The following is a 19,687-nucleotide window of genomic DNA, read 5'->3' as shown; positions in this document are numbered from 1 at the left end:
GCCACGCTCGTACCTCAACCCCGCCACCTTGGCGGGGCTTTTTTTGCCTGGTCAACGGCGGCGCGCACAGCCGATTACAGTTTCCCGCCGAGCGGCCGAAAACATGTAAAGGACAGCCCTAATGGCCGCTTGCCAGCCCTAGGGACATGATGCAACCTTGCCAGATGCGCCGTCGCTCAGACCGCGTCCCTCTTCAAGCGAGTCTTCGATGAAAAGCCAACCCGATGCCGCCAGCCGTGTGGCGGCCGAGGTCGTCACGCAGCTCCCCGTGCCTTCACGGCTCGGCATGCTGCGTTTCGAAAGGCTCAACGAAGCGAACTGGGCAATGTTGTACCTGGACCCAGCCTGCTACCGACAGTTCGGCCTGCCAGCTTCGGAGCTCTGCGCGTTGATCGATTCGCCCTATGCCAGCCTGATGGAGCCTGAGGCCCGCTACCGGCTGCATGACGACATTCAGCTGCAACTGAGCAATCGTGGCTATTACCGGGTGCGCTACATCCTGCACACGCAGACCCACACCTTGCGCCTGATGGAAACCGGCGAGGCGTTCAAGCAGCACAATCGCCAGTTGCTGCGCGGCTACCTGAGCGTGCTGGACGACGAAGACGACAGCGAGTTCGACACTCATGCCCTGGAGTCGCGCAACAATCGCCTGCAACTGGCCCTGCAGATCAACCAGCGCGCCCAGCAGGAGCAGCTCGAACACCTGGAGCGCGTGCGCGCCCAGCAAGACCTGATCCTGCGTCTGGCTCGCCAGCGTTACAGCGCGGAAAACTCGCTGCTCGAAGCCGCCCAACTGATCACCCGCAGCGCCTGTGAGATCTACAAGGTCGACAGCGCCAGTATCTGGCACCTCGACGATCAGCGCCTGGAGCCCATCAGCGCCTGGCTGCGCAGCGAACAACTGCACCGTCTGCCGGAACCCATCGATGCCAGTCGCTTTCCCGACTACCTCGAAGCGCTGCACGCCAGCCGTGCCATCGATGCGCACAACGCCAAGCATGACCCGCGAACCCGTGAACTGGCCGAGTGCCTGTCCGCCGACAACAACGCCATGCTCGATGCCAGTATCCGCGTCGATGGCCAAGTGGTGGGCGTGCTGTGCCTGGAGCAGACCGGCCAGCCAAGGGCCTGGCAGTCCGACGAAATCGCCTTTGCCGGCGAACTGGCCGACCAGTTCGCCCAGGTCATCACCAACCACAACCGGCGCACTGCGGCCAGCGCCTTGCACCTGTTTCAACGCGCCGTCGAGCAGAGCGCCAGCGCCTTTTTGCTGGTCAACCGCAGCGGCGTGGTCGAGTACGTCAACCCCAGCTTCACCGCCATCACCCAATACAGTACCGAGGAGGTGCAGGGTCACCACCTGGCCGAGCTGCCAGCCCTGGAGAACCTCAGCGAGCTGCTGTTCGACTCGCCGTCGAGCCTGGCCATGGGCAACAGCTGGCAAGGCGAGTTCAAGAGCCGACGCAAGAACCTCGAACCCTACTGGGGCCAGCTGTCAATTTCCAAGGTCTATGGCGACAACCGCGAGCTGACCCATTACATCGGTATCTACGAAGACGTCACCCAGAGCAAGATGGCCCAGCAACGCATCGAGCGCCTGGCCTACACCGACAACCTGACCAACCTGGGCAACCGCCCGGCGTTCATCCGCAAGCTCGACGAGCGCTTTGCCCGTGACAGCGAAAATCCGCTGTGCCTGCTGCTGGTGGACATCGACAACTTCAAGCGCATCAACGACAGCCTGGGCCACCACACCGGCGACAAGCTGCTGGTCAGCCTGGCCAGGCGCTTGCGCAACAGCCTGAGCGCCAATGGCGTGCTGGCCCGCTTCGCCAGTAACGAATTCGCCGTGCTGCTCGATGAAACCAGCCTGGAAGATGGCCAGAGCGTCGCCCAGCAATTGCTGCGCACCCTCGACAAGCCGATGTTCGTCGACAACCAGCTGATCAACGTCACCGCCTCCGTGGGCCTCTCGTGCGCGCCGCTGCACGGCAGCGATCCGACCACGCTGATGAAGAACGCAGGCCTGGCATTGCACAAGGCCAAGGCCAACGGCAAGCACCAGGTGCAAGTGTTCACTGAAGTGCTCAATGCCGAGGCCAGCTACAAGCTGTTCGTCGAGAACAACCTGCGCCGCGCGCTGACCCAGAACGAACTGGAGGTGTTCTACCAGCCCAAGCTGTGCCTGCGTAGCGGACGCTTGCTGGGGCTGGAGGCGTTGCTGCGCTGGAACCACCCCGAGCGCGGCATGATCCGCCCGGACCAGTTCATCAGCGTGGCCGAGGAAACCGGCCTGATCATCCCCATCGGCAAGTGGGTGGTGCGCCAGTCCTGCCGCATGAGCCAGCAACTGCAACAGGCCGGCATGGGTTGCCTGCATGTCGCGATCAACCTGTCGCCCAAGCAGTTCTCCGATCCGGATCTGGTGGCCTCGATCGGCACCATCCTCAAGGAAGAAGGCCTGCCGGCGCACCTGCTCGAGCTGGAACTGACCGAGGGCCTTCTGCTCGAAGCCACCGAAGACACCCACCGCCAGCTCGACGAGCTCAAGGCCCTGGGCCTGACCCTGGCCATGGATGATTTCGGTACTGGCTATTCGTCGCTCAGTTACCTGAAGAAATTTCCGATCGACATCATCAAGATCGATCGCAGTTTCATCAACGAGATCCCTGACAACCAGGACGACATGGAAATCACCTCTGCCGTGGTGGCCATGGCGCACAACCTCAAGCTAAAGGTGGTGGCCGAGGGTATCGAGACGCCGGAACAGCTGGCCTTCCTGCGCCGGCACCGCTGCGACGTGGGCCAGGGCTACCTGTTCGACCGCCCCATTCCCGGCCGGGAGCTGGAAGAAAAACTCAAGCGCTATCCGCGCGGTCCAATGGCCTGACAGCAACGCCAAGCTCGGGCACACTAGTCCTCATCCGGGCCACGTGCGAGCGGCCCCAGCACCTATTCACAGACCTACAGAGGAACGGCCATGGTCCTGCGTTCGGAAATCCTGGTGAACAAAAACGTCATGCCTACCGCGGAACAGGCCCTGCCTGGTCGCGAAACGCCCATGCAGTTGCCCGAGTTCCACTACGTGTTCGAAGGCACCCCATTGCTTGGCCCCTTCTTCGAAGGCGCTATCGACTTCGCCATCTTCGGCCTTGGCTGCTTCTGGGGCGCCGAACGGCGCTTCTGGCAGCGTGAAGGCGTGGTCAGCACCGTGGTCGGCTACGCTGGCGGCTTCACCCCGAACCCGACCTACGAAGAAGTCTGCTCGGGCCTGACCGGCCATACCGAGGTGGTGCTGGTGGTGTACGACAAGGACAGGGTCAGCTACCGCGAGCTGCTGGCGATGTTCTGGGAGCTGCACAACCCTACCCAAGGCATGCGTCAGGGCAACGATGTCGGCACCCAATACCGCTCGGCAATCTACTGCACCAGCCCCGAGCAGCTCGAGCAGGCCAAGGCCAGCCGCGATGCTTTCCAGGCTGAGCTGAGCAAGGCCGGCTTCGGCGAAATCACTACCGAAATCGATCAGGCCCCGACCGTGTACTTCGCCGAGGCCTACCACCAGCAGTACCTGGCCAAGAACCCCAACGGCTACTGCGGCATCGGCGGCACCGGTGTGTGCATGCCGCCAAGCCTGCAAGGCAACTGAGCCATGGGCAGCATGACCCTGTTCCACTCGCCATTGTCGCCTTTCGTACGCAAGGTCATGGTGGTGCTGCACGAAACTGGCCAGCTGGACAGGGTCACCCTGCAGCCGGTGAACATCAGCCCGGTCAATGCCGACGCGCAGCTCAACCAGGACAATCCGATCGGCAAGATTCCTGCCTTGCGCCTGGCGGACGGTACGGTCCTGCATGACAGTCGGGTCATCTGCGAATACCTCGATCAGCAGCACGTTGGCCAACCGCTGCTGCCCCGCGAGGGCTCGGCGCGCTGGCGGCGCATGACCCTGGCATCGCAGGCCGATGCGATGCTCGATGCAGCGGTGGCCAGCCGCTACGAGCGTTTCCTGCGCCCTGAAGACAAGCGCTGGGATGCCTGGCTGGAGGCGCAAGCCGAGAAGATTCGCCGCAGCCTGGCCAACCTTGAGCAGCAGCACCTGGCGGAACTGGCGTCTGGTTTCGATCTGGCGGCGATTGGCGTGGCCTGTGCGCTGGGGTATCTGGACCTGCGTCAGCCAACGTTTGGTTGGCGCGAGCGTCAGCCCGGCTTGGCTGCCTGGTACGCCGAGGTCGCCAAGCGACCGTCGATGCAGGCAACCGCTCCGCCAGCCTGACGGCGCTGCAACCCTTGCAGGAGCCGCCTTGCCGGGGCGCTCCTGCACGAGCGCCAAACCACGCTGTGGATCAGCAGCCAGGCTTGCCCGCTGTGTACTTCTTGGCCGGATTGACCGCCGCCTTGAACTCACGCAAGGCCTTCGAGCCGATCAGCAGCGGATAATTGAAGCTGCTGCGGTCCACCAGATTCACTTCGACCGTGCGTTTCTCCTCACCCAGGCACAGCTCCAGGTCGACCACCGGGCGCTTGGACACTTCCGGCGTGTCGCCCTCGTCCTCTTCATCGGCCCGGCCTTTGATCTTGCTGATGCGCGACACCTTGTGTTCGTAGACCTTGCCGTCCGAGTCCTTGGTCGCCAGGCGGAAGCGCACCCACTCATCGCCATCTCGGGTGAACATCTCGATGTCCTTGGCGGACAGTGAGGCGGTGAAGGCCCCGGTGTCCATCTTGGCTTTGAGCGTTTCGCCCAGCTCAGGCAACTTGATGTTCTCGTAGCGACCATAGAGCGTGGGATCGGCAGCCATCACCGGCAGGGCCAGCAGCGATAACAGGGCAAGCAGTGGTTTCACAGTCGGGCTTCCTTGAAAGGGGTCAGTGCTTAGACTGCACTGGGCAGATAGGTTCGCGGTCACAAGCCTAGCCAACATGTTGTGAAACATTTGTCTGTGCCGCCGAGCATTGGATATTTGGCGTAGCGCGCAGCGCTGCTTATCATTGCGCCCTGCTAATTTCCCACAACAAGAGTCTCTCTATGCGTCGCCTGTTTACCGGCATTCTTACGACCACCCTGCTGCTGCTCAACACGGTGGTGTTGATCTGCCCGCTGTTGGTCTTCGCGTTGCTCAAGCTGGTATTACCCGGTCGCGGACGCGACTACGCCTCGGCGGCGGTGATGTGGGTGGCGGAAACCTGGTCGGAAATCGACAAGGCGATTTTCGCCCTGTGCATCCCCACGACGTGGGACATTCGCGGCGTGGAGAACTTGCGCCGCGACACCTCGTATCTTGCCATCAGCAATCACCAGACCTGGGTAGATATCCCGGCGTTGATCGAAAGCCTCAACCGGCGCACGCCGTTCTTCAAGTTCTTCCTGAAAAAGGAGCTGATCTGGGTGCCGCTGCTGGGCCTTGCCTGGTGGGGCCTGGATTACCCGTTCATGAAGCGCTACAGCAAGGCGTTCCTGGACAAGCATCCCGACCTCAAGGGCAAGGACCTGGAAATCACCAAGGCCGCCTGCGAGCTGTTCAAGCGCCAGCCGGTCACCGTGGTCAACTATTTGGAAGGCACACGCTTTAGCGAAGCCAAGCACCGCGAACAACAATCGCCCTATCGCTACCTGCTCAAGCCCAAGGCGGGCGGCGTGGCGTTCGTGCTGGCGGCCCTGGGCGAGCAACTCGATGCCCTGCTGGACGTCACCATCGTTTACCCCGGCAACCCGGCCCCGGGCTTCTGGGCGTTGCTCAACGGCAGCATCAGCCGGGTAGTTATCGACATTCAGGTACGCGAGTTGGACCCCGCGCTGTGGGCGGGTGATTACGAAAATGATCCGGCGTTCCGCCAGACCGTGCAGGCCTGGGTCAATCAACTGTGGCTGGAAAAGGATCGACGGATCGAACTGCTGCGGGCAGAACTGCGCTGAGCGACACGCCCCGAGGGTGACCGCACGCCTCGATTAGAACCCTGGCTAATAATCAGCATAAGTAATCCTTTTTTGTCATCACCCCCTCATGTGGATAAAAATCGACCAAAGCACAACTACAAAAATGCCTGGATCGATCGATGGCCAACCTACCCAGCTCCAACTCCGCCCAACTGCGCCGCGTCCTCGGCCTCCCCGCCCTGGTCTTCTTTGGCCTGGTGTACATGGTCCCGCTGACCATCTTCACCACCTACGGCATCGTCACCGAGATCACCGGTGGGCGCACCGCCAGCGCCTATCTGGTCACCCTGGTGGCCATGCTGTTCACTGCGGCCTCCTACAGCTTCATGGTCAAGCGTTTCCCGGTCGCCGGGTCCGCCTATTCGTACACCAACATGGCGTTCGGCCCCAACGTAGGGTTTCTGGCCGGATGGTCGCTGCTGCTCGATTACCTGTTCCTGCCCATGATCAACTACCTGCTGATCGGCCTGTTTCTCAACATTGCCTTCCCGGCCATTCCGGCCTGGTCGATTGCCTTGGCTGCGATCGTGCTGGTGACCGTGCTCAATGTGGTGGGCATCCACTCGGTGGCCAAGACCAGTAACCTGATCGTCGGCGCGCAGATCGTCTTCATCGGGGTGTTCGTCGCGCTGTCGTGCCAGTCGCTGGGCGGTCAGCCCGTGGACTTGCTGTCGCCGCTGCTGGGCGACGGCTCACAGCCTGGCTTTGGCGCGATCATGGCAGGGGCCGCCGTGCTGTGCTTGTCGTTCCTGGGCTTCGATGCCGTTTCGACGTTGGCCGAGGAATGCCGCGACGCGCGCCGCGACGTGCCACGGGCGATCATCCTCACCACGCTGTTCGCAGGGGTGCTGTTCACGGTCCTGGCCTATGTCAGCCAGCTGGTCTTGCCCGGCAGCACGTTCGCCAATGCCGATGCCGCGGCCAATGAGGTCATGTTCAAGGCGGGCGGGCAATTTCTGGCCAACTTCTTCACTGCCGCTTACGTGGCTGGCAGCCTGGGGTCGGCACTGGCCTCGCAGGCAGCGGTGTCGCGCATCCTGTTCACCATGGGGCGCGACAACGTGTTGCCACGGCGCAGCTTCGGCTACCTGTCGCCGCGCTTCGGCACACCCGTGTTCGCCATCGTGCTGGTATCGGCGTTTTCGTTGTTGGCGCTGGTGATCGACCTCGCCACCCTCGCCTCGCTGATCAGCTTCGGTGCGCTGGTGGCGTTCTCGGCGGTGAACCTGGCAGTGGTGAAGACCCACTTGATGGATGACCGCGCCCAGCGTCACCTCAAGGGGCTGCTGTGTTATGGCCTGGTGCCGTTGGTGGGCTTGAGCCTGACCTTGTGGCTGTGGACCAGCCTCTCGGCGCTGACCTTGGTGATCGGCCTGTGCTGGTTCGCCCTGGGCCTGGCTTACCTGGCAGTGCTCACCGCCGGCTTCCGCCGCCCGGTCCGGCTGGTGGACTTCACTGAAGCCGCCTGAGCGGACGTGGCCCTGCTGTGCTTGTCATGTGGGAGCCAGTGCCGGCGAAAAGGCCGGCACTGGCGCCGTAAAGATCATCACACCGACGGTTGAGCCAACGGCGCAGGCGTTGTCCACAAGCTCCCCAGGCTCTGCAACAACGATCCGGCAATCCCCTGCTGCCCCAGGTACTGCAGAATCAACGGCGCAAACTGGCCGATCATGCCGGTATCCATCCCCAGCGCCTTGAACGCGTTGTCCAGGTCACTGCGGCTTTCCACATCATTGCCCAGGGCCTTGCTCAAGGCCCACTGACTGTCCTTGTTCTCACCCAGCAACTCACCCAACCCACTCAGCCCGCCCAGGGCATTGGCCCCCGACAGCAGGTCCAGCCCCGGCACGGCCTTGCTCAGCTGGCCATAGTCATAGGTACTGAGGTTGTTGCGCGCCAGCCCCAGCATCGCCCCTGCCCCGCCCACCGCCTGTTCGGGGGTGATGTTCAACTGGCTGCCCAGCGTATTGAGCAGGTCGGCCTGCCCCTCGGGCGCCTGTACCTGGCCTTGTTGCTTCTGACTCTGCATGGAGGAGACGGCGTTGGCGGCGTCGCTCAGGTTGAAGGCGAACACCGGGCTTGCGGCCAAGGTCATGAGGGTTGCCAGGGTGAATGCTTTCATCGGGAGGGACCTCGTGGGTCGGGATGACCTCGGGAACGGATATTGGAGCGAAAGCCGGGAAAATTGTTCCCTGCCCTCGTCAGTTTAATTTGTCGATCCGAAGCTGCTGTCAGCTTCGACCAGCCAATTATCCGCAAGGATGTATTTGCCTATTATTTTTGCCAGTTGACGCTCAGCATAGAGCGCATGAAGACTAAAGCGTCGAACATGACCCTGCTGATCGATACCAAGGTGATCACCATGCCCGCTCGCAGCCGTACATATGTCTTCTATCAGAAAAACAACGTTACCGGATTACTTTCAGGCGGCGAAAATCGCCGGGTGATACAAGCAAACAACATAGCCTTAGCAGAATCCTGCAGTGACGACGCTACCCCAGCATCCATATTGGCAAGCGACTTGAATGGATCCATCTTCGAAGTCATAAGCAGCACTTCACGTGAAACCCATGCCTATTCGGCTTATGGCTTTAATGTAAAACTACCTTCGCCCAACACTTTGTTTGGATTTAACAGAGAAATGGTAGATCTGTCGAGATGTGTTTACTTACTCGGCTCATACCGTACGTACAGCCCTGGACTCAAGCGCTTTCAATCACCTGACAATTTGAGCCCCTTCGAAGCGGGTGGGCTAAACAGCTACTGCTATGTAAGCGGAGACCCCATAAATCAGGTAGATCCGTCAGGCCACGCCTTTATAAAAGGCCTTAAAAACCTCCTGGGGCGTCAGGAAAGAAAATTTGAAAGAATAAAAAGATATAATGATGACGCCTCACACTACAATGCCAAAGCGAAGCCCCTTACGTTAAGAGATAACGCCCGCAGCGCAGCTGATGGACGGGTCGACATTACCAAACTTTATTTCAACCGGGAAACCATCGAACAGATCGACCAACTCCCGGCCAGGCCAATATTGTCAAACAAAGACCGGCACTACGCAAACAAACACGAACGAGCCGTGGCCCAGCTTGTTGAAGACCCAAGAGAAAGCCCCTCTTATCTATTCACTCAAGTTCTAATCAAGAAAAATCTCAAGGAACTAAATAGGCTTCGACGAGAAATTCACCCCGCAAAAGCGGCTCGCGAGGTCCGTGGTCATGTTCCGGAAAGCAGTTTGCCGGGCTACTGGACTGGACGTAAGCCTAGGGACCGATTTGGTTTCAACCCTGAAGTCTGATTCGACGTAGAACAGGTGTTGAGCACACCAACGCGTTGTCGCGGATCGATTAGCAGCGAACAGATGAAATCTGCTTAGGTTTTCGTTATTTGCTCTTACCTGTGGGACGTTTCTGAGTTACTGGGCTTGTCCGCTATCGCGGCACAGGTCCAGCTGAACCAGAGTTCTGAACCTTTTATGCCTCCGCTGACATCTCCGCGGCTTCGGTCTCGTAACATGATTTAGGCGTGCTGACCAAAGCGCTGATGAACGATGCAGGGTTGGGGATGGTGGGCCAGCGAACGGTTAAAACTGTCATTTTTGCCAGTATCTAAATCCCTGTAGGTATTCACAATGAGCTGCACTGAGAGCCCATCCATCCCGCGCAGCAGGTGGTCTAGCCATGAACAAAGCACCGAATCGCACGCTCTTCTTTTACCAACTCAACAAGCTCATCTGCATCAAGCAAGGCGACCAGCATCGCTCCATTTTCCGGCATGCGGATGTGCCGCTGGCTGAACATCAAGTGGGTGGCGACCCGAGCACCGCATTGTTAGCCACTGACGATAAAGGTTCGGTTCTCGTCGCTGCGGACGAAGGCGATTCGGAAGACCACCTCTATTCAGCCTACGGTCACGATCCTAACCTGCCGTCGGCACGAACTGCATCAGGCTTCAATGGCGAGTTTTTCGAACCACACTCTATCTGCTATCGCCTTGGGCAAGGTTATCGAGCGCTAAGTGTAGTGCTGATGCGATTTCTCTCAGCCGATAGCTGGAGCCCTTTCGGGCAAGGCGGCACTAACGCCTATACCTATTGCAGCGGTGATCCAATTAACAACACCGACCCCAGTGGCCATGTGCTGGTCCGGGTTCCACCCGCCTCAGCGCTCACTCCCAGGGCACCCAGTACACCTAGCTATCTGGAATCCTGGGGCAAGCGGATCGTGCAGCGCTTCAAGGTAGATCACTATGAGAGCTTGACCACAAAGACGATTGTGACGACAGGTAAGGGCAGGAATACCAGCAGCCAGGTTAGCGAAACAACACGTAGAACGTTACGCACCACTGAGCTGTTCGAAGTGATTGCCGATCCCCATAAAGGCCCGGCTACCGTGCACGTTACCCGTACACAGCTGGACAGCTTCCTGGAAGCGAGCAATAACCTGCGTAACGCACAGGCGGCTAACGCACTGGTCGATTCGGCTAACACAGTGAGCACTGCCTATATCCGCAACTTAGAGAATTTCCGGCGCGGCTTGACCGTTAGCGGCGAAGATCTGGCACGGCGAGCCAACAACCCAAACGATCTGACAGCGTACTTGGCGGGGAGCTTCCGAGTCAGCGACGGCAACTCGAAGATTCGTCAACGTTAATGATCATTACGGCTGTACCCACTTTGGCTACCGATATCCTCCATTCAGAAAAAAGCCCCTCATCGTGAGGGGCTCTTGGTTACATCACGCGATCACGCCGCGCCCCACATCTTGTGCGGGTCGATCACGAATTTCTTCGGCACACCGGCATCGAACTCGCCGTAACCTTCCGGCGCCTGATCCAGGTTGATCACCTGCACACCCACCACTTCAGCGATGTTGATGCGATCCCACATGATCGCCTGCATCAGCTGGCGGTTGTACTTCATGGTCGGGGTCTGGCCGGTGTGGAAGCTGTGCGACTTGGCCCAGCCCAGGCCGAAGCGGATGCTCAGCGCGCCAATCTTGGCAGCGGCGTCCACCGCACCCGGGTCCTCGGTCACATACAGGCCAGGGATACCGATCTGGCCGGCAACACGGGTCACCTGCATCAGCGAGTTGAGCACGGTGGCTGGTGCTTCGTGCTTGGCGCCTTCATGGCCATGGCCACGGGCCTCGAAGCCTACGGCGTCAACGGCGCAGTCCACTTCCGGCTCGCCGAGGATGTCGACGATCTGCTCGTGCAGCGGGGTGTCCTTGGACAGGTCGACCACTTCGAAGCCCTGGGACTTGGCGTGGGCCAGGCGCGCCGGGTTGAGGTCGCCGACGATCACGCAGGCAGCGCCCAGCAGGCGCGCCGAGGCAGCGGCAGCAAGGCCAACGGGGCCTGCGCCAGCGACGTAGACGGTGCTGCCTGGGCCAACACCTGCGGTGACAGCGCCGTGGTAGCCGGTCGGCAGAATGTCGGAGAGGCAGGTCAGGTCACGGATCTTCTCCATGGCCTTGTCGCGCTCTGGCAGTTTCAGCAGGTTGAAGTCGGCGTAGGGCACCAACACGTATTCGGCTTGCCCGCCAGTCCAGTCGCCCATGTCGACGTAGCCGTAGGCACCGCCTGCGCGGGCCGGGTTGACCGTCAGGCAGACACCGGTGTGCATCTCTTTGCAGGAGCGGCAGCGGCCGCAGGCGACGTTGAACGGCACCGACACCAGGTCGCCGATCTGCATGCGCTCGACGTCGCTGCCTTTCTCGACGATTTCCCCGGTGATTTCGTGGCCCAGGACCAGGCCGACCTGGGCAGTGGTACGGCCACGGACCATGTGCTGGTCGGAGCCGCAGATGTTGGTGGAGACCACCTTGAGGATCACGCCGTGCTCGATCTTCTTGCCGCGCGGGTCCTGCATTTTCGGGTAGTCGATCTTCTGCACTTCGACCTTGCCGGCGCCGAGATATACCACTCCACGATTGCCAGACATGCTCTTACCTCGCTTGATTTGTATTTATGCAGCGGTGGTTGAACGTGCCGCCATCCATGGGCGGCATGTGTTACTGGAATGCAGGGAATTGTGGGCTTGATAGGGCGATGTGCGCTGACTGGAAACGACAGGGAGATGCCATTTAGCGGCAAGGAAAAAGCTGGGGCCGCTGTGCGACCCTTTCGCGACACAAGGCCGCTCCTACAGGGGGAATGTGACACCTGCAGGCGCGGCCTTGTGTCGCGAAAGGGCTGCACGGCAGCCCCAACAGGTTCAGAGCACGACGGTCCGATTGGCGTTGAGGAACACCCGCCGCTCGATGTGATAGCCCACCGCCCGGGCCAAGGTCAGGCACTCGATGTCGCGGCCCTTGGCGATCAGGTCTTCCGGGTAGTGGCTGTGGTCGACGGTCTCCACCCCTTGGGCAATGATCGGCCCTTCGTCCAGGTCGTTGTTGATGTAGTGAGCCGTGGCGCCGACCATCTTCACGCCCTTGTTGTAGGCCTGATGGTACGGCTTGGCGCCCTTGAAGCCCGGGAGCAACGAGTGGTGAATGTTGATCGCCCAGCCATCCAGACGCCGACACAGCTCCGGCGACAACACCTGCATGTAGCGGGCCAGCACCACCAGCTCCGCACCGGTTTCCTCGATCACCTGAATCACCTTGCGCTCTTGCGCAGGCTTATCCTTGGGGTCGAGGGCGAAATGGTAGTAGGGAATCTTGTGCCAGTGCGCGAGCGGCTCGAGGTCGGGGTGGTTGGACACCACCGCGACCACATCCATCGACAGCTGGCCGATGCGCTGCCGGTACAGCAGATCGTTCAGGCAGTGGTCGGCCTTGGACACCATGATCACCACTTTGGGGCGGTGATTCGGTGCGGTCAGCTCGAAGCTCATGCCGAAGGCATCGCTGCGCTCGGCAAGGCCGGAACGAAAGCCGGCTTCGTCGAAATCGTCCGGTTGGCGAAACTCCACCCGAATGAAGAAACGCCCAGACAGCCGGTCGTCGAAGGAATGGTGCTCGGTGACGTAGCAGCGCTGCTCGTAGAGGTAACGCGTCACCACGTCGACCGTGCCGAGCATGCTCGGGCAGTCGGCGGTGAGAATCCAGGTATCCGGTGCCCGACTCATGTTCAGCGCTCCTTAACCTTCGATGCTCAAGCCATACTCAGCCGACGCGTCCTGCAGCCACAGCCACCAGTAGTCGGCGAAGCTGCGACGAATGACCAGCTCCCAGGTGTCCTCGGCAGTGCGCCGGATCACCAGTTGCGACTTGGCGAACACGGTGCCGACCGCCTTGCCGACCGGGAAGTTGTTCGGATGAACGTCGTAGCTGGTGGATTTCATCAGCACTTCACGCACGTTCGGCCCACGCAGCTCCAGCAGACTCTGCCCGCCGCTGACGTTGACCACCTGGATGTGCTGGCCTTCAAGCGCCGCGCGCAGCTTCTGCTCGACGGCCAGTTCCTCACCACCCGGGACGATCAGCAGCCACTCATCCGGCCCGACCCATTGCAGCGACATGTCGCCGTTGGCGACCACGGTCAATGCCACAGGCAGCTCCAGGCCCAGGGCCTTGTGCACGCCAGCGGCGAACTCCGGGTTGTGGCCGTCGCCACGCAGGGTCAGATGGCCGAGGAACTTGCGTTCGCGCAAGGTCACGCCGGCGTTCTTGCGACCCTTGCCGACCAGGCTGGCCAGATCGGCGTGATGCAGTGGCGACTGGGCCTTGGCCTCAGCGCCGGGATTTTGCTGGAAGACGTTGATAGCGCTCATTTCGTACCTGCCTTGAATTCTTGTTCGTCAGGGCAGCGCAGCCATGGGTTCAGGCTGCGCCGCCATCCGGGGCCTTAGACGTTCTGCCGCTCACCCTTCGGATCGAAGAACACCGAAGACACGATTTCCGCCTCGATCACGCTGCCATCGGCCTGCGGCGAGTAGACACGCTCGCCCATGCGCTTGAGGCCGCCCTTGACCACACCCATGGCGAACGAGTAGCCCAGGGAGTTGGCTGCGTAGCTGGAGGTCACGTGGCCGACCATGTCCATGGGGATCGGCTGCTTCGGATCGAACACCAGCTGAGCACCTTCCGGCAGCCATTTGGTCGGGTCGATCGGTTTCAGGCCAACCAGCTGCTTGCGGTTGTCACGCAGGCAGTCCTCGCGGTTCATGCCACGCAGGCCGATCCACGAGAACGGCTTGTTGCGGCCCACGCACCAGCTCATGTTGAGGTCGTCCGGGTTCATCGAACCGTCGGTATCCTGGCCGACGATGATGAAGCCCTTCTCGGCACGCAGGACGTGCATGGTCTCGGTGCCGTATGGCGTCAGGTTGTACTTCTTGCCGGCTTCGATGATCTGTTCCAGCACGCCCATGGCGTAGTTGGCCTGGACGTTGACTTCGTACGACAGCTCACCGGTGAACGAGATACGGAACACCCGCGCAGGGACCCCGCCGACGTTGCCTTCCTTCCAGGTCATGAACGGGAAGGCTTCCTTGTCCATGTCGATGTCGGTCAGCTCGCTGAGCAGCTTGCGGCTGTTGGGGCCGGACAGGGTCATGGTGGCCCAGTGGTCGGTGACCGAGGTGAAGTACACCTTCAGGTCCGGCCATTCAGTCTGGTGGTACAGCTCCATCCACTGCAGGACGCGGGCAGCGCCGCCGGTGGTGGTGGTCATGATGAAGTGGTTGTCGCCGACGCAGGCGGTCACGCCATCATCGAAGACCATGCCGTCTTCCTTGCACATCAGGCCGTAGCGGGCCTTGCCCACATCGAGCTTGGTCCAGGCGTTGGTGTAGATGCGGTTGAGGAACTCGCGGGCATCCGGCCCCTGGATGTCGATCTTGCCCAGGGTCGAGGCGTCCAGCAGGCCGACGCTGTCGCGCACCGCCTTGCACTCGCGGGCCACGGCGGCGTGGATGTCTTCACCGGCCTTGGGGAAGTACCACGGCCGCTTCCACTGGCCGACGTCTTCGAACTCGGCACCGTTTTTCACGTGCCAGGCATGCAATGCAGTGAAGCGCACCGGCTCGAACAGGTGACCACAGTGGCGACCCGCTACCGCGCCGAATGTCACCGGCGTGTAGTTGGGGCGGAACATGGTGGTGCCCATTTCCGGAATGGTGATACCGATCGAACGGGCGGCAATCGCCAGGCCGTTGATGTTGCCCAGTTTGCCCTGGTCGGTACCGAAGCCCAGCGCGGTGTAGCGCTTGACGTGCTCGACCGACTCGAAGCCCTCGCGGGTCGCCAGCTCGATGGCGGCGGCGGTCACGTCGTTCTGCTGGTCGACGAACTGCTTGGGTGCGCGAGCGGTACCCTTGTCGTGCGGCACCTGGAACAGCGCGACGGTTGCATCTTCCTTGCGGGCAACGGTTTTCGGCAGCACGCCGACGGTAGCCTTGAAGCCTGCCTCGGTGGCAGCACGAGCGCCGCCTTCGAAACCATCGGCGATCACATCGCCAAGCGCGTAGACGCCGTTGATGCCGCCGACGCACTCACGTTTCTGCGGCGCATCGCCCGGCACGAAACCGAGGATATCGTCACGCCACACCGGACGGCCACCGAGGTGCGAGGCCAGGTGCACGATCGGGCTGTAACCACCGGAGGTGGCGATCAGATCACAGTCGAGGGTTTCGCCTGGGCTGGTGACCTTGTGTGCCTGCACATCGATAGCGGCGACTCGGGCAGCGGTCACGTGCTTGCTGCCCTTGGCCTCTATCACGGCGCTGGAGGTGAGGATGCGAATGCCCTTGGCGCGCGCTTCTTCGACCAGCGAACCGCGGGGGTTGTGACGGGCGTCGGCGATGGCCACGACCTGCAGGCCGGCATCGTGCCAGTCCAGCGCAGCGCGGTAGGCATGATCGTTGTTGGTCGACAGCACCAGCTTGCGGCCGGGCGCTACGCCATAACGGCGCACATAGGTCGACACGGCGCCGGCCAGCATGTTGCCTGGCAGGTCGTTGTTACCGTAGACCAGCGGACGCTCGTGGGCACCGGGCGCCAGCACCACGCGCTTGGCCCGCGCGCGGTGTACGCGATGACGCACCTGGCCCATCGGCGCGCGGTCGCCGAGGTGGTCGGTCAGGCGCTCGTGGATGGTCAGGAAGTTGTGGTCGTGGTAACCGTTGACCGTGGCGCGTGGCAGCAGGGTCACTTCCGGCAGGCTTTCCAGTTCTTTGACCACGGCGTTGACCCAGTCGCTGGCAGGCTTGCCGTCGAGGGTTTCGCGGGTGTCGAGCAGGCTGCCGCCGAACTCTTCCTGCTCATCGGCGAGGATCACGCGGGCGCCGCTGCGGGCTGCAGCCAGTGCCGCGGCCAGACCGGCCGGGCCGGCGCCGACGATCAGCACGTCGCAGTGCTGGTTCATGTAGTCGTAGCTGTCCGGATCGTTCTGCAGCGGCGCACGGCCAAGCCCTGCGGCTTTGCGGATGTACTTCTCGTAGGTCATCCAGAACGATTTGGGGTACATGAAGGTTTTGTAGTAGAACCCCGGCGGCATCATGTTGCCGCCAACCTTGCCCAGGATGCCCATCACGTCGTTGTTGACGTTGGGCCAGCCGTTGGTGCTGGTGGCGACCAGACCTGCATACAGCGGCTGCTGCGTGGCGCGCACGTTGGGGATCTGGGTGGCTTCGGTGGAGCCGATCTGCAAAATGGCATTGGGCTCTTCGGTGCCGGCGGCGATGATGCCGCGTGGCCGCGAGTACTTGAAGCTGCGCCCGACGATATCGACGCCGTTGGCCAGCAAGGCAGCGGCCAGGCTGTCACCGGCATAACCCTGGTAGGTCTTGCCGTTGAAGGTGAAGTTCAGGACCTTGCTGCGGTCGATACGGCCGCCGCTGGCGAGGCGATAGGTCTGGCTCATACTTTTTCCCCTTGGCCTTTGACGGTCGACACTGGGCTGGTTTGCTTGCCGGCTTCGGTCACTTGCGGCTTCTCGCCAATCTTGTAGGTCTCCAGAATCTCGTAGGTCACGGTATTACGGGTGACGTTGAAGTACTGCCGGCAGCCGGCGACGTGGTCCCACAGCTCATGGTGAATACCGCGCGGGTTGTCACGGTAGAACATGTAGGTGCCCCACTCCTCGTCGGAGCAGGCGTTGGGGTCCAGCGGGCGAGCGATGTGCGCCTGGCCAGAGGCGTGGAACTCTTCTTCGGAGCGCAGCTCGCCGCAGTGGGGACAGAAAATATGCAACATGACGGTGTCTCCGGTTAGTGGGCGACGGCGGCGGCGCCGTGTTCGTCGATCAGTGCGCCGTTGTAGAAACGGTCCATGGAGAACGGCGCAGCCAGTGGGTGCATTTCGCCCTTGGCCAGGCTCGCGGCGAAGACGTTGCCCGAACCCGGGGTCGCCTTGAAGCCGCCGGTACCCCAACCGCAGTTGAAGAACATGTTCTTGACCGGGGTCTTGGTGATGATCGGGCAGGCGTCCGGCGAAGTATCGACGATGCCGCCCCACTGACGGTTCATGCGCACGCGCGAGAGGTTGGGGAACATCTCGACGATGGCCTGCAAGGTGTGCTCGATGACCGGATAGGAGCCGCGTTGGCCGTAGCCCAGCCAGCTGTCGATACCGGCGCCGATCACTAGGTCGCCCTTGTCGGACTGGCTGATGTAACCGTGCACCGCGTTGGACATGATCACGCTGTCGATGATGGGCTTGATCGGTTCCGATACCAGCGCTTGCAGCGGGTGCGATTCCAGCGGCAGGCGGAAGCCGGCGAGCTTGGCCATGTGCCCGGAGTTACCGGCAGTGACCACGCCAACGCGCTTGGCACCGATGAAGCCCTTGTTGGTTTCGACGCCGATGACCGCGCCGTTCTCCTTGCGGAAACCGATCACCTCGGTCTGCTGGATCAGGTCCACGCCCAAGGCGTCGGCGGCACGGGCATAGCCCCAGGCCACGGCGTCGTGACGCGCCACGCCACCACGGCGTTGCACGGTGGCGCCGAGGATCGGGTAGCGGGTGTTCTTCGAGCAGTCCAGGTACGGAATTTCGGCCGCGACCTGGGCAGTGTTGAGCAGCTCGCCATCGACGCCGTTGAGGCGGTTGGCCGACACCCGACGCTCGGAGTCGCGCATGTCCTGCAAGGTGTGGCACAGGTTGTAGACGCCGCGCTGGGAGAACATCACGTTGTAGTTGAGGTCCTGGGACAGGCCCTCCCACAGTTTCATGGCGTGCTCGTACAGGTGCGCGGACTCGTCCCACAGGTAGTTGGAACGCACGATGGTGGTGTTACGGGCGGTGTTGCCGCCGCCCAGGTAGCCCTTCTCGATCACCGCGACGTTGGTGATGCCATGTTCCTTGGCCAGGTAGTAGGCGGTCGCCAGGCCATGCCCACCACCGCCGACGATGACCACGTCATAGACCTTCTTAGGGGTCGGCGTGCGCCACATGCGCTGCCAGTTCTCGTGGTGGCTGAGGGAGTGCTTGAGAAGGCCGAAGCCCGAGTAACGTTGCATGGTGTGTGACTCCACTCAGCGGTAAACAGGGAAATCTGCGCACAGCGCGGCGACGTTCTTCGCCACATCGGCTTCGACGTCAGCGTCACCGAGGTTGTCGAGGATGTCGCAGATCCAGCCAGCCAGCGCCACGCACTGGGCGACCTTGAAGCCGCGGGTGGTGACGGCTGGTGTGCCGATGCGCAAGCCAGAGGTCACGAACGGCGACTGCGGATCGTTCGGGACGGCGTTCTTGTTGACGGTGATGTGCGCGCGGCCCAGGGCAGCGTCGGCATCTTTACCGGTCAGGCCCTGACGGATCAGGCTGACCAGGAACAGGTGGTTGTCGGTGCCACCGGAGACCACGTCATAACCGCGGTCGACGAATACCTGGGCCATGGCCTGGGCGTTTTCGATGACTTGTTGCTGATAAGCCTTGAACTCAGGCTCCAGCGCTTCCTTGAAGCACACCGCCTTGGCCGCGATCACGTGCATCAGCGGGCCACCCTGGGCACCGGGGAACACGGCAGCGTTGAGCTTCTTTTCGATCTCTTCGTTGGACTTGGCCAGAATCAGGCCGCCACGTGGACCGCGCAGGGTCTTGTGGGTGGTGGTGGTGACCACATCGGCGAACGGAATCGGGTTCGGGTACAGGCCCGCGGCGACCAGGCCAGCCACGTGGGCCATGTCGACGAACAGCAGCGCCCCGACCTTGTCGGCGATGGCGCGGAAGCGCGGGAAGTCGAGGGTCTTGGAGTAGGCCGAGAAGCCGGCGACGATCATCTTCGGCTTGTGCTCGATCGCCAGGCGCTCGACTTCGTCGTAGTCGATCAGGCCAGTGTTGGTATCGATGCCGTACTGCACGGCGTTGTACAACTTGCCCGAGGACGACACCTTGGCGCCGTGAGTCAGGTGGCCACCATGGGCCAGGCTCATGCCCAGGATGGTATCGCCTGCCTGCAGCAGGGCCAGGTAGACCGCGCCGTTGGCGGAAGAACCTGAGTGCGGCTGGACGTTGGCGTAGTCGGCACCGAACAGCTGCTTGGCGCGCTCGATGGCCAGCGCCTCGACCTTGTCGACATGCTCGCAGCCGCCGTAGTAGCGCTTGCCTGGATAGCCTTCGGCGTATTTGTTGGTCAGGCCGCTGCCTTGGGCCTGCATCACGCGCTGGGACGTGTAGTTTTCCGAGGCGATCAGCTCGATGTGATCTTCCTGCCGCTGTTCTTCGGCATTCATCGCCGCCAGCAGTGCATCGTCGTAACCTTGGATCTGGTCTTGCTTGCTGAACATCTTGTATCTCCCGGCAGCGATCATTTTTTGTTGGGCGGGTTCAATCGACCCTTTGCGGCGATGGTATG

16 protein-coding genes are annotated in these 19,687 nt (G+C 61.7%); 7 read left to right on the top strand and 9 right to left on the bottom strand.

Annotation, left to right across the window (positions count from 1 at the left end; genetic code table 11):
- Positions 1–208 precede the first annotated feature (208 nt).
- From ACLEJW_RS18545 to ACLEJW_RS18535, 3 genes are all read left to right on the top strand, one after another.
- Entirely contained in the window at positions 209–2,893 is a 2,685-nt protein-coding gene (locus tag ACLEJW_RS18545; protein WP_313298459.1) for a putative bifunctional diguanylate cyclase/phosphodiesterase, read from the top strand.
- A 90-nt stretch (positions 2,894–2,983) separates the two neighbouring features.
- On the top strand, positions 2,984–3,652 hold the full coding sequence (msrA, locus tag ACLEJW_RS18540; protein WP_145183666.1) for a peptide-methionine (S)-S-oxide reductase MsrA: 669 nt from the start codon (positions 2,984–2,986) through the stop codon (positions 3,650–3,652).
- Positions 3,653–3,655: 3 nt separating this feature from the next.
- On the top strand, positions 3,656–4,279 hold the full coding sequence (locus ACLEJW_RS18535; protein ID WP_440778018.1) for a glutathione S-transferase: 624 nt from the start codon (positions 3,656–3,658) through the stop codon (positions 4,277–4,279).
- 70 nt (positions 4,280–4,349) lie between these two features.
- Here the strand turns inward: ACLEJW_RS18535 and rloA2 are convergent, their stop codons facing one another.
- Complete coding sequence (rloA2, locus tag ACLEJW_RS18530) at positions 4,350–4,850, bottom strand: retropepsin-like aspartic peptidase RloA2 (protein ID WP_145183671.1); 501 nt, start codon at positions 4,848–4,850, stop codon at positions 4,350–4,352.
- A 182-nt stretch (positions 4,851–5,032) separates the two neighbouring features.
- Here rloA2 and ACLEJW_RS18525 point away from each other — a divergent pair, with 182 nt between their 5' ends.
- Entirely contained in the window at positions 5,033–5,920 is an 888-nt protein-coding gene (locus tag ACLEJW_RS18525; RefSeq protein WP_145183674.1) for an acyltransferase, read from the top strand.
- Between the two features lie 140 nt (positions 5,921–6,060).
- Positions 6,061–7,410 (top strand): APC family permease, encoded by a 1,350-nt coding sequence (locus tag ACLEJW_RS18520; RefSeq protein WP_313298465.1) that lies wholly within the window; start codon positions 6,061–6,063, stop codon positions 7,408–7,410.
- Positions 7,411–7,487: 77 nt separating this feature from the next.
- Here ACLEJW_RS18520 and ACLEJW_RS18515 read toward each other — a convergent pair whose 3' ends face one another.
- Complete coding sequence (locus ACLEJW_RS18515) at positions 7,488–8,063, bottom strand: DUF2780 domain-containing protein (RefSeq protein WP_440778017.1); 576 nt, start codon at positions 8,061–8,063, stop codon at positions 7,488–7,490.
- A gap of 207 nt (positions 8,064–8,270) precedes the next feature.
- On the opposite strand from ACLEJW_RS18515, the gene ACLEJW_RS18510 reads away from it, so the two are divergent.
- Both ACLEJW_RS18510 and ACLEJW_RS18505 read left to right on the top strand, forming a co-directional pair.
- Positions 8,271–9,239 carry an RHS repeat-associated core domain-containing protein gene (locus tag ACLEJW_RS18510; protein WP_440778016.1) on the top strand — a complete coding sequence of 323 codons (969 nt, stop codon included), beginning with the start codon at positions 8,271–8,273 and terminating at the stop codon, positions 9,237–9,239.
- 382 nt (positions 9,240–9,621) lie between these two features.
- Positions 9,622–10,593 (top strand): RHS repeat-associated core domain-containing protein, encoded by a 972-nt coding sequence (locus tag ACLEJW_RS18505; RefSeq protein ID WP_313455038.1) that lies wholly within the window; start codon positions 9,622–9,624, stop codon positions 10,591–10,593.
- A 92-nt stretch (positions 10,594–10,685) separates the two neighbouring features.
- Here the strand turns inward: ACLEJW_RS18505 and fdhA are convergent, their stop codons facing one another.
- The 7 genes from fdhA to ACLEJW_RS18470 form a co-directional block, all read right to left on the bottom strand.
- Positions 10,686–11,885, bottom strand: a complete 1,200-nt coding sequence (gene fdhA, locus ACLEJW_RS18500) for a formaldehyde dehydrogenase, glutathione-independent (RefSeq protein ID WP_023532721.1) — start codon at positions 11,883–11,885, stop codon at positions 10,686–10,688.
- Between the two features lie 273 nt (positions 11,886–12,158).
- A complete protein-coding gene (gene purU / locus ACLEJW_RS18495; RefSeq protein WP_440778015.1) occupies positions 12,159–13,016 on the bottom strand; it encodes a formyltetrahydrofolate deformylase in 858 nt (285 codons plus the stop codon).
- Between the two features lie 12 nt (positions 13,017–13,028).
- A complete protein-coding gene (locus tag ACLEJW_RS18490) occupies positions 13,029–13,661 on the bottom strand; it encodes a sarcosine oxidase subunit gamma (protein ID WP_145183688.1) in 633 nt (210 codons plus the stop codon).
- Between the two features lie 74 nt (positions 13,662–13,735).
- Positions 13,736–16,753, bottom strand: a complete 3,018-nt coding sequence (locus ACLEJW_RS18485) for a sarcosine oxidase subunit alpha (protein WP_440778014.1) — start codon at positions 16,751–16,753, stop codon at positions 13,736–13,738.
- Complete coding sequence (locus ACLEJW_RS18480; protein WP_145183694.1) at positions 16,750–17,085, bottom strand: sarcosine oxidase subunit delta; 336 nt, start codon at positions 17,083–17,085, stop codon at positions 16,750–16,752. Before ACLEJW_RS18480 ends, ACLEJW_RS18485 begins: the two co-directional genes overlap by 4 nt.
- A gap of 14 nt (positions 17,086–17,099) precedes the next feature.
- Positions 17,100–18,350, bottom strand: a complete 1,251-nt coding sequence (locus ACLEJW_RS18475; protein ID WP_145183698.1) for a sarcosine oxidase subunit beta family protein — start codon at positions 18,348–18,350, stop codon at positions 17,100–17,102.
- Between the two features lie 15 nt (positions 18,351–18,365).
- The gene (locus ACLEJW_RS18470) at positions 18,366–19,619 is read right to left on the bottom strand and encodes a serine hydroxymethyltransferase (protein ID WP_440778013.1); all 1,254 of its coding nucleotides are present in this window, start codon (positions 19,617–19,619) and stop codon (positions 18,366–18,368) included.
- Positions 19,620–19,687 lie beyond the last annotated feature (68 nt).

The sequence above is a fragment of the Pseudomonas sp. SMSB3 genome (assembly GCF_052041965.1).
In the GTDB taxonomy this organism is placed as follows: Bacteria; Pseudomonadota; Gammaproteobacteria; order Pseudomonadales; family Pseudomonadaceae; genus Aquipseudomonas.
This window is presented reverse-complemented; position numbering and strand designations above follow the sequence as displayed.

What these genes read in the sequence shown, in the direction of transcription:
- ACLEJW_RS18545 (WP_313298459.1), top strand. Translation starts at nt 209, where the DNA reads ATGAAAAGCCAACCCGATGCCGCCAGCCGTGTGGCGGCCGAGGTCGTC.
- msrA (WP_145183666.1), top strand. Translation starts at nt 2,984, where the DNA reads ATGGTCCTGCGTTCGGAAATCCTGGTGAACAAAAACGTCATGCCTACC.
- ACLEJW_RS18535 (WP_440778018.1), top strand. Translation starts at nt 3,656, where the DNA reads ATGGGCAGCATGACCCTGTTCCACTCGCCATTGTCGCCTTTCGTACGC.
- ACLEJW_RS18525 (WP_145183674.1), top strand. Translation starts at nt 5,033, where the DNA reads ATGCGTCGCCTGTTTACCGGCATTCTTACGACCACCCTGCTGCTGCTC.
- ACLEJW_RS18520 (WP_313298465.1), top strand. Translation starts at nt 6,061, where the DNA reads ATGGCCAACCTACCCAGCTCCAACTCCGCCCAACTGCGCCGCGTCCTC.
- ACLEJW_RS18515 (WP_440778017.1), bottom strand. Translation starts at nt 8,063, where the DNA reads ATGAAAGCATTCACCCTGGCAACCCTCATGACCTTGGCCGCAAGCCCG.
- ACLEJW_RS18510 (WP_440778016.1), top strand. Translation starts at nt 8,271, where the DNA reads ATGACCCTGCTGATCGATACCAAGGTGATCACCATGCCCGCTCGCAGC.
- ACLEJW_RS18505 (WP_313455038.1), top strand. Translation starts at nt 9,622, where the DNA reads ATGAACAAAGCACCGAATCGCACGCTCTTCTTTTACCAACTCAACAAG.
- fdhA (WP_023532721.1), bottom strand. Translation starts at nt 11,885, where the DNA reads ATGTCTGGCAATCGTGGAGTGGTATATCTCGGCGCCGGCAAGGTCGAA.
- purU (WP_440778015.1), bottom strand. Translation starts at nt 13,016, where the DNA reads ATGAGTCGGGCACCGGATACCTGGATTCTCACCGCCGACTGCCCGAGC.
- ACLEJW_RS18490 (WP_145183688.1), bottom strand. Translation starts at nt 13,661, where the DNA reads ATGAGCGCTATCAACGTCTTCCAGCAAAATCCCGGCGCTGAGGCCAAG.
- ACLEJW_RS18485 (WP_440778014.1), bottom strand. Translation starts at nt 16,753, where the DNA reads ATGAGCCAGACCTATCGCCTCGCCAGCGGCGGCCGTATCGACCGCAGC.
- ACLEJW_RS18480 (WP_145183694.1), bottom strand. Translation starts at nt 17,085, where the DNA reads ATGTTGCATATTTTCTGTCCCCACTGCGGCGAGCTGCGCTCCGAAGAA.
- ACLEJW_RS18475 (WP_145183698.1), bottom strand. Translation starts at nt 18,350, where the DNA reads ATGCAACGTTACTCGGGCTTCGGCCTTCTCAAGCACTCCCTCAGCCAC.
- ACLEJW_RS18470 (WP_440778013.1), bottom strand. Translation starts at nt 19,619, where the DNA reads ATGTTCAGCAAGCAAGACCAGATCCAAGGTTACGACGATGCACTGCTG.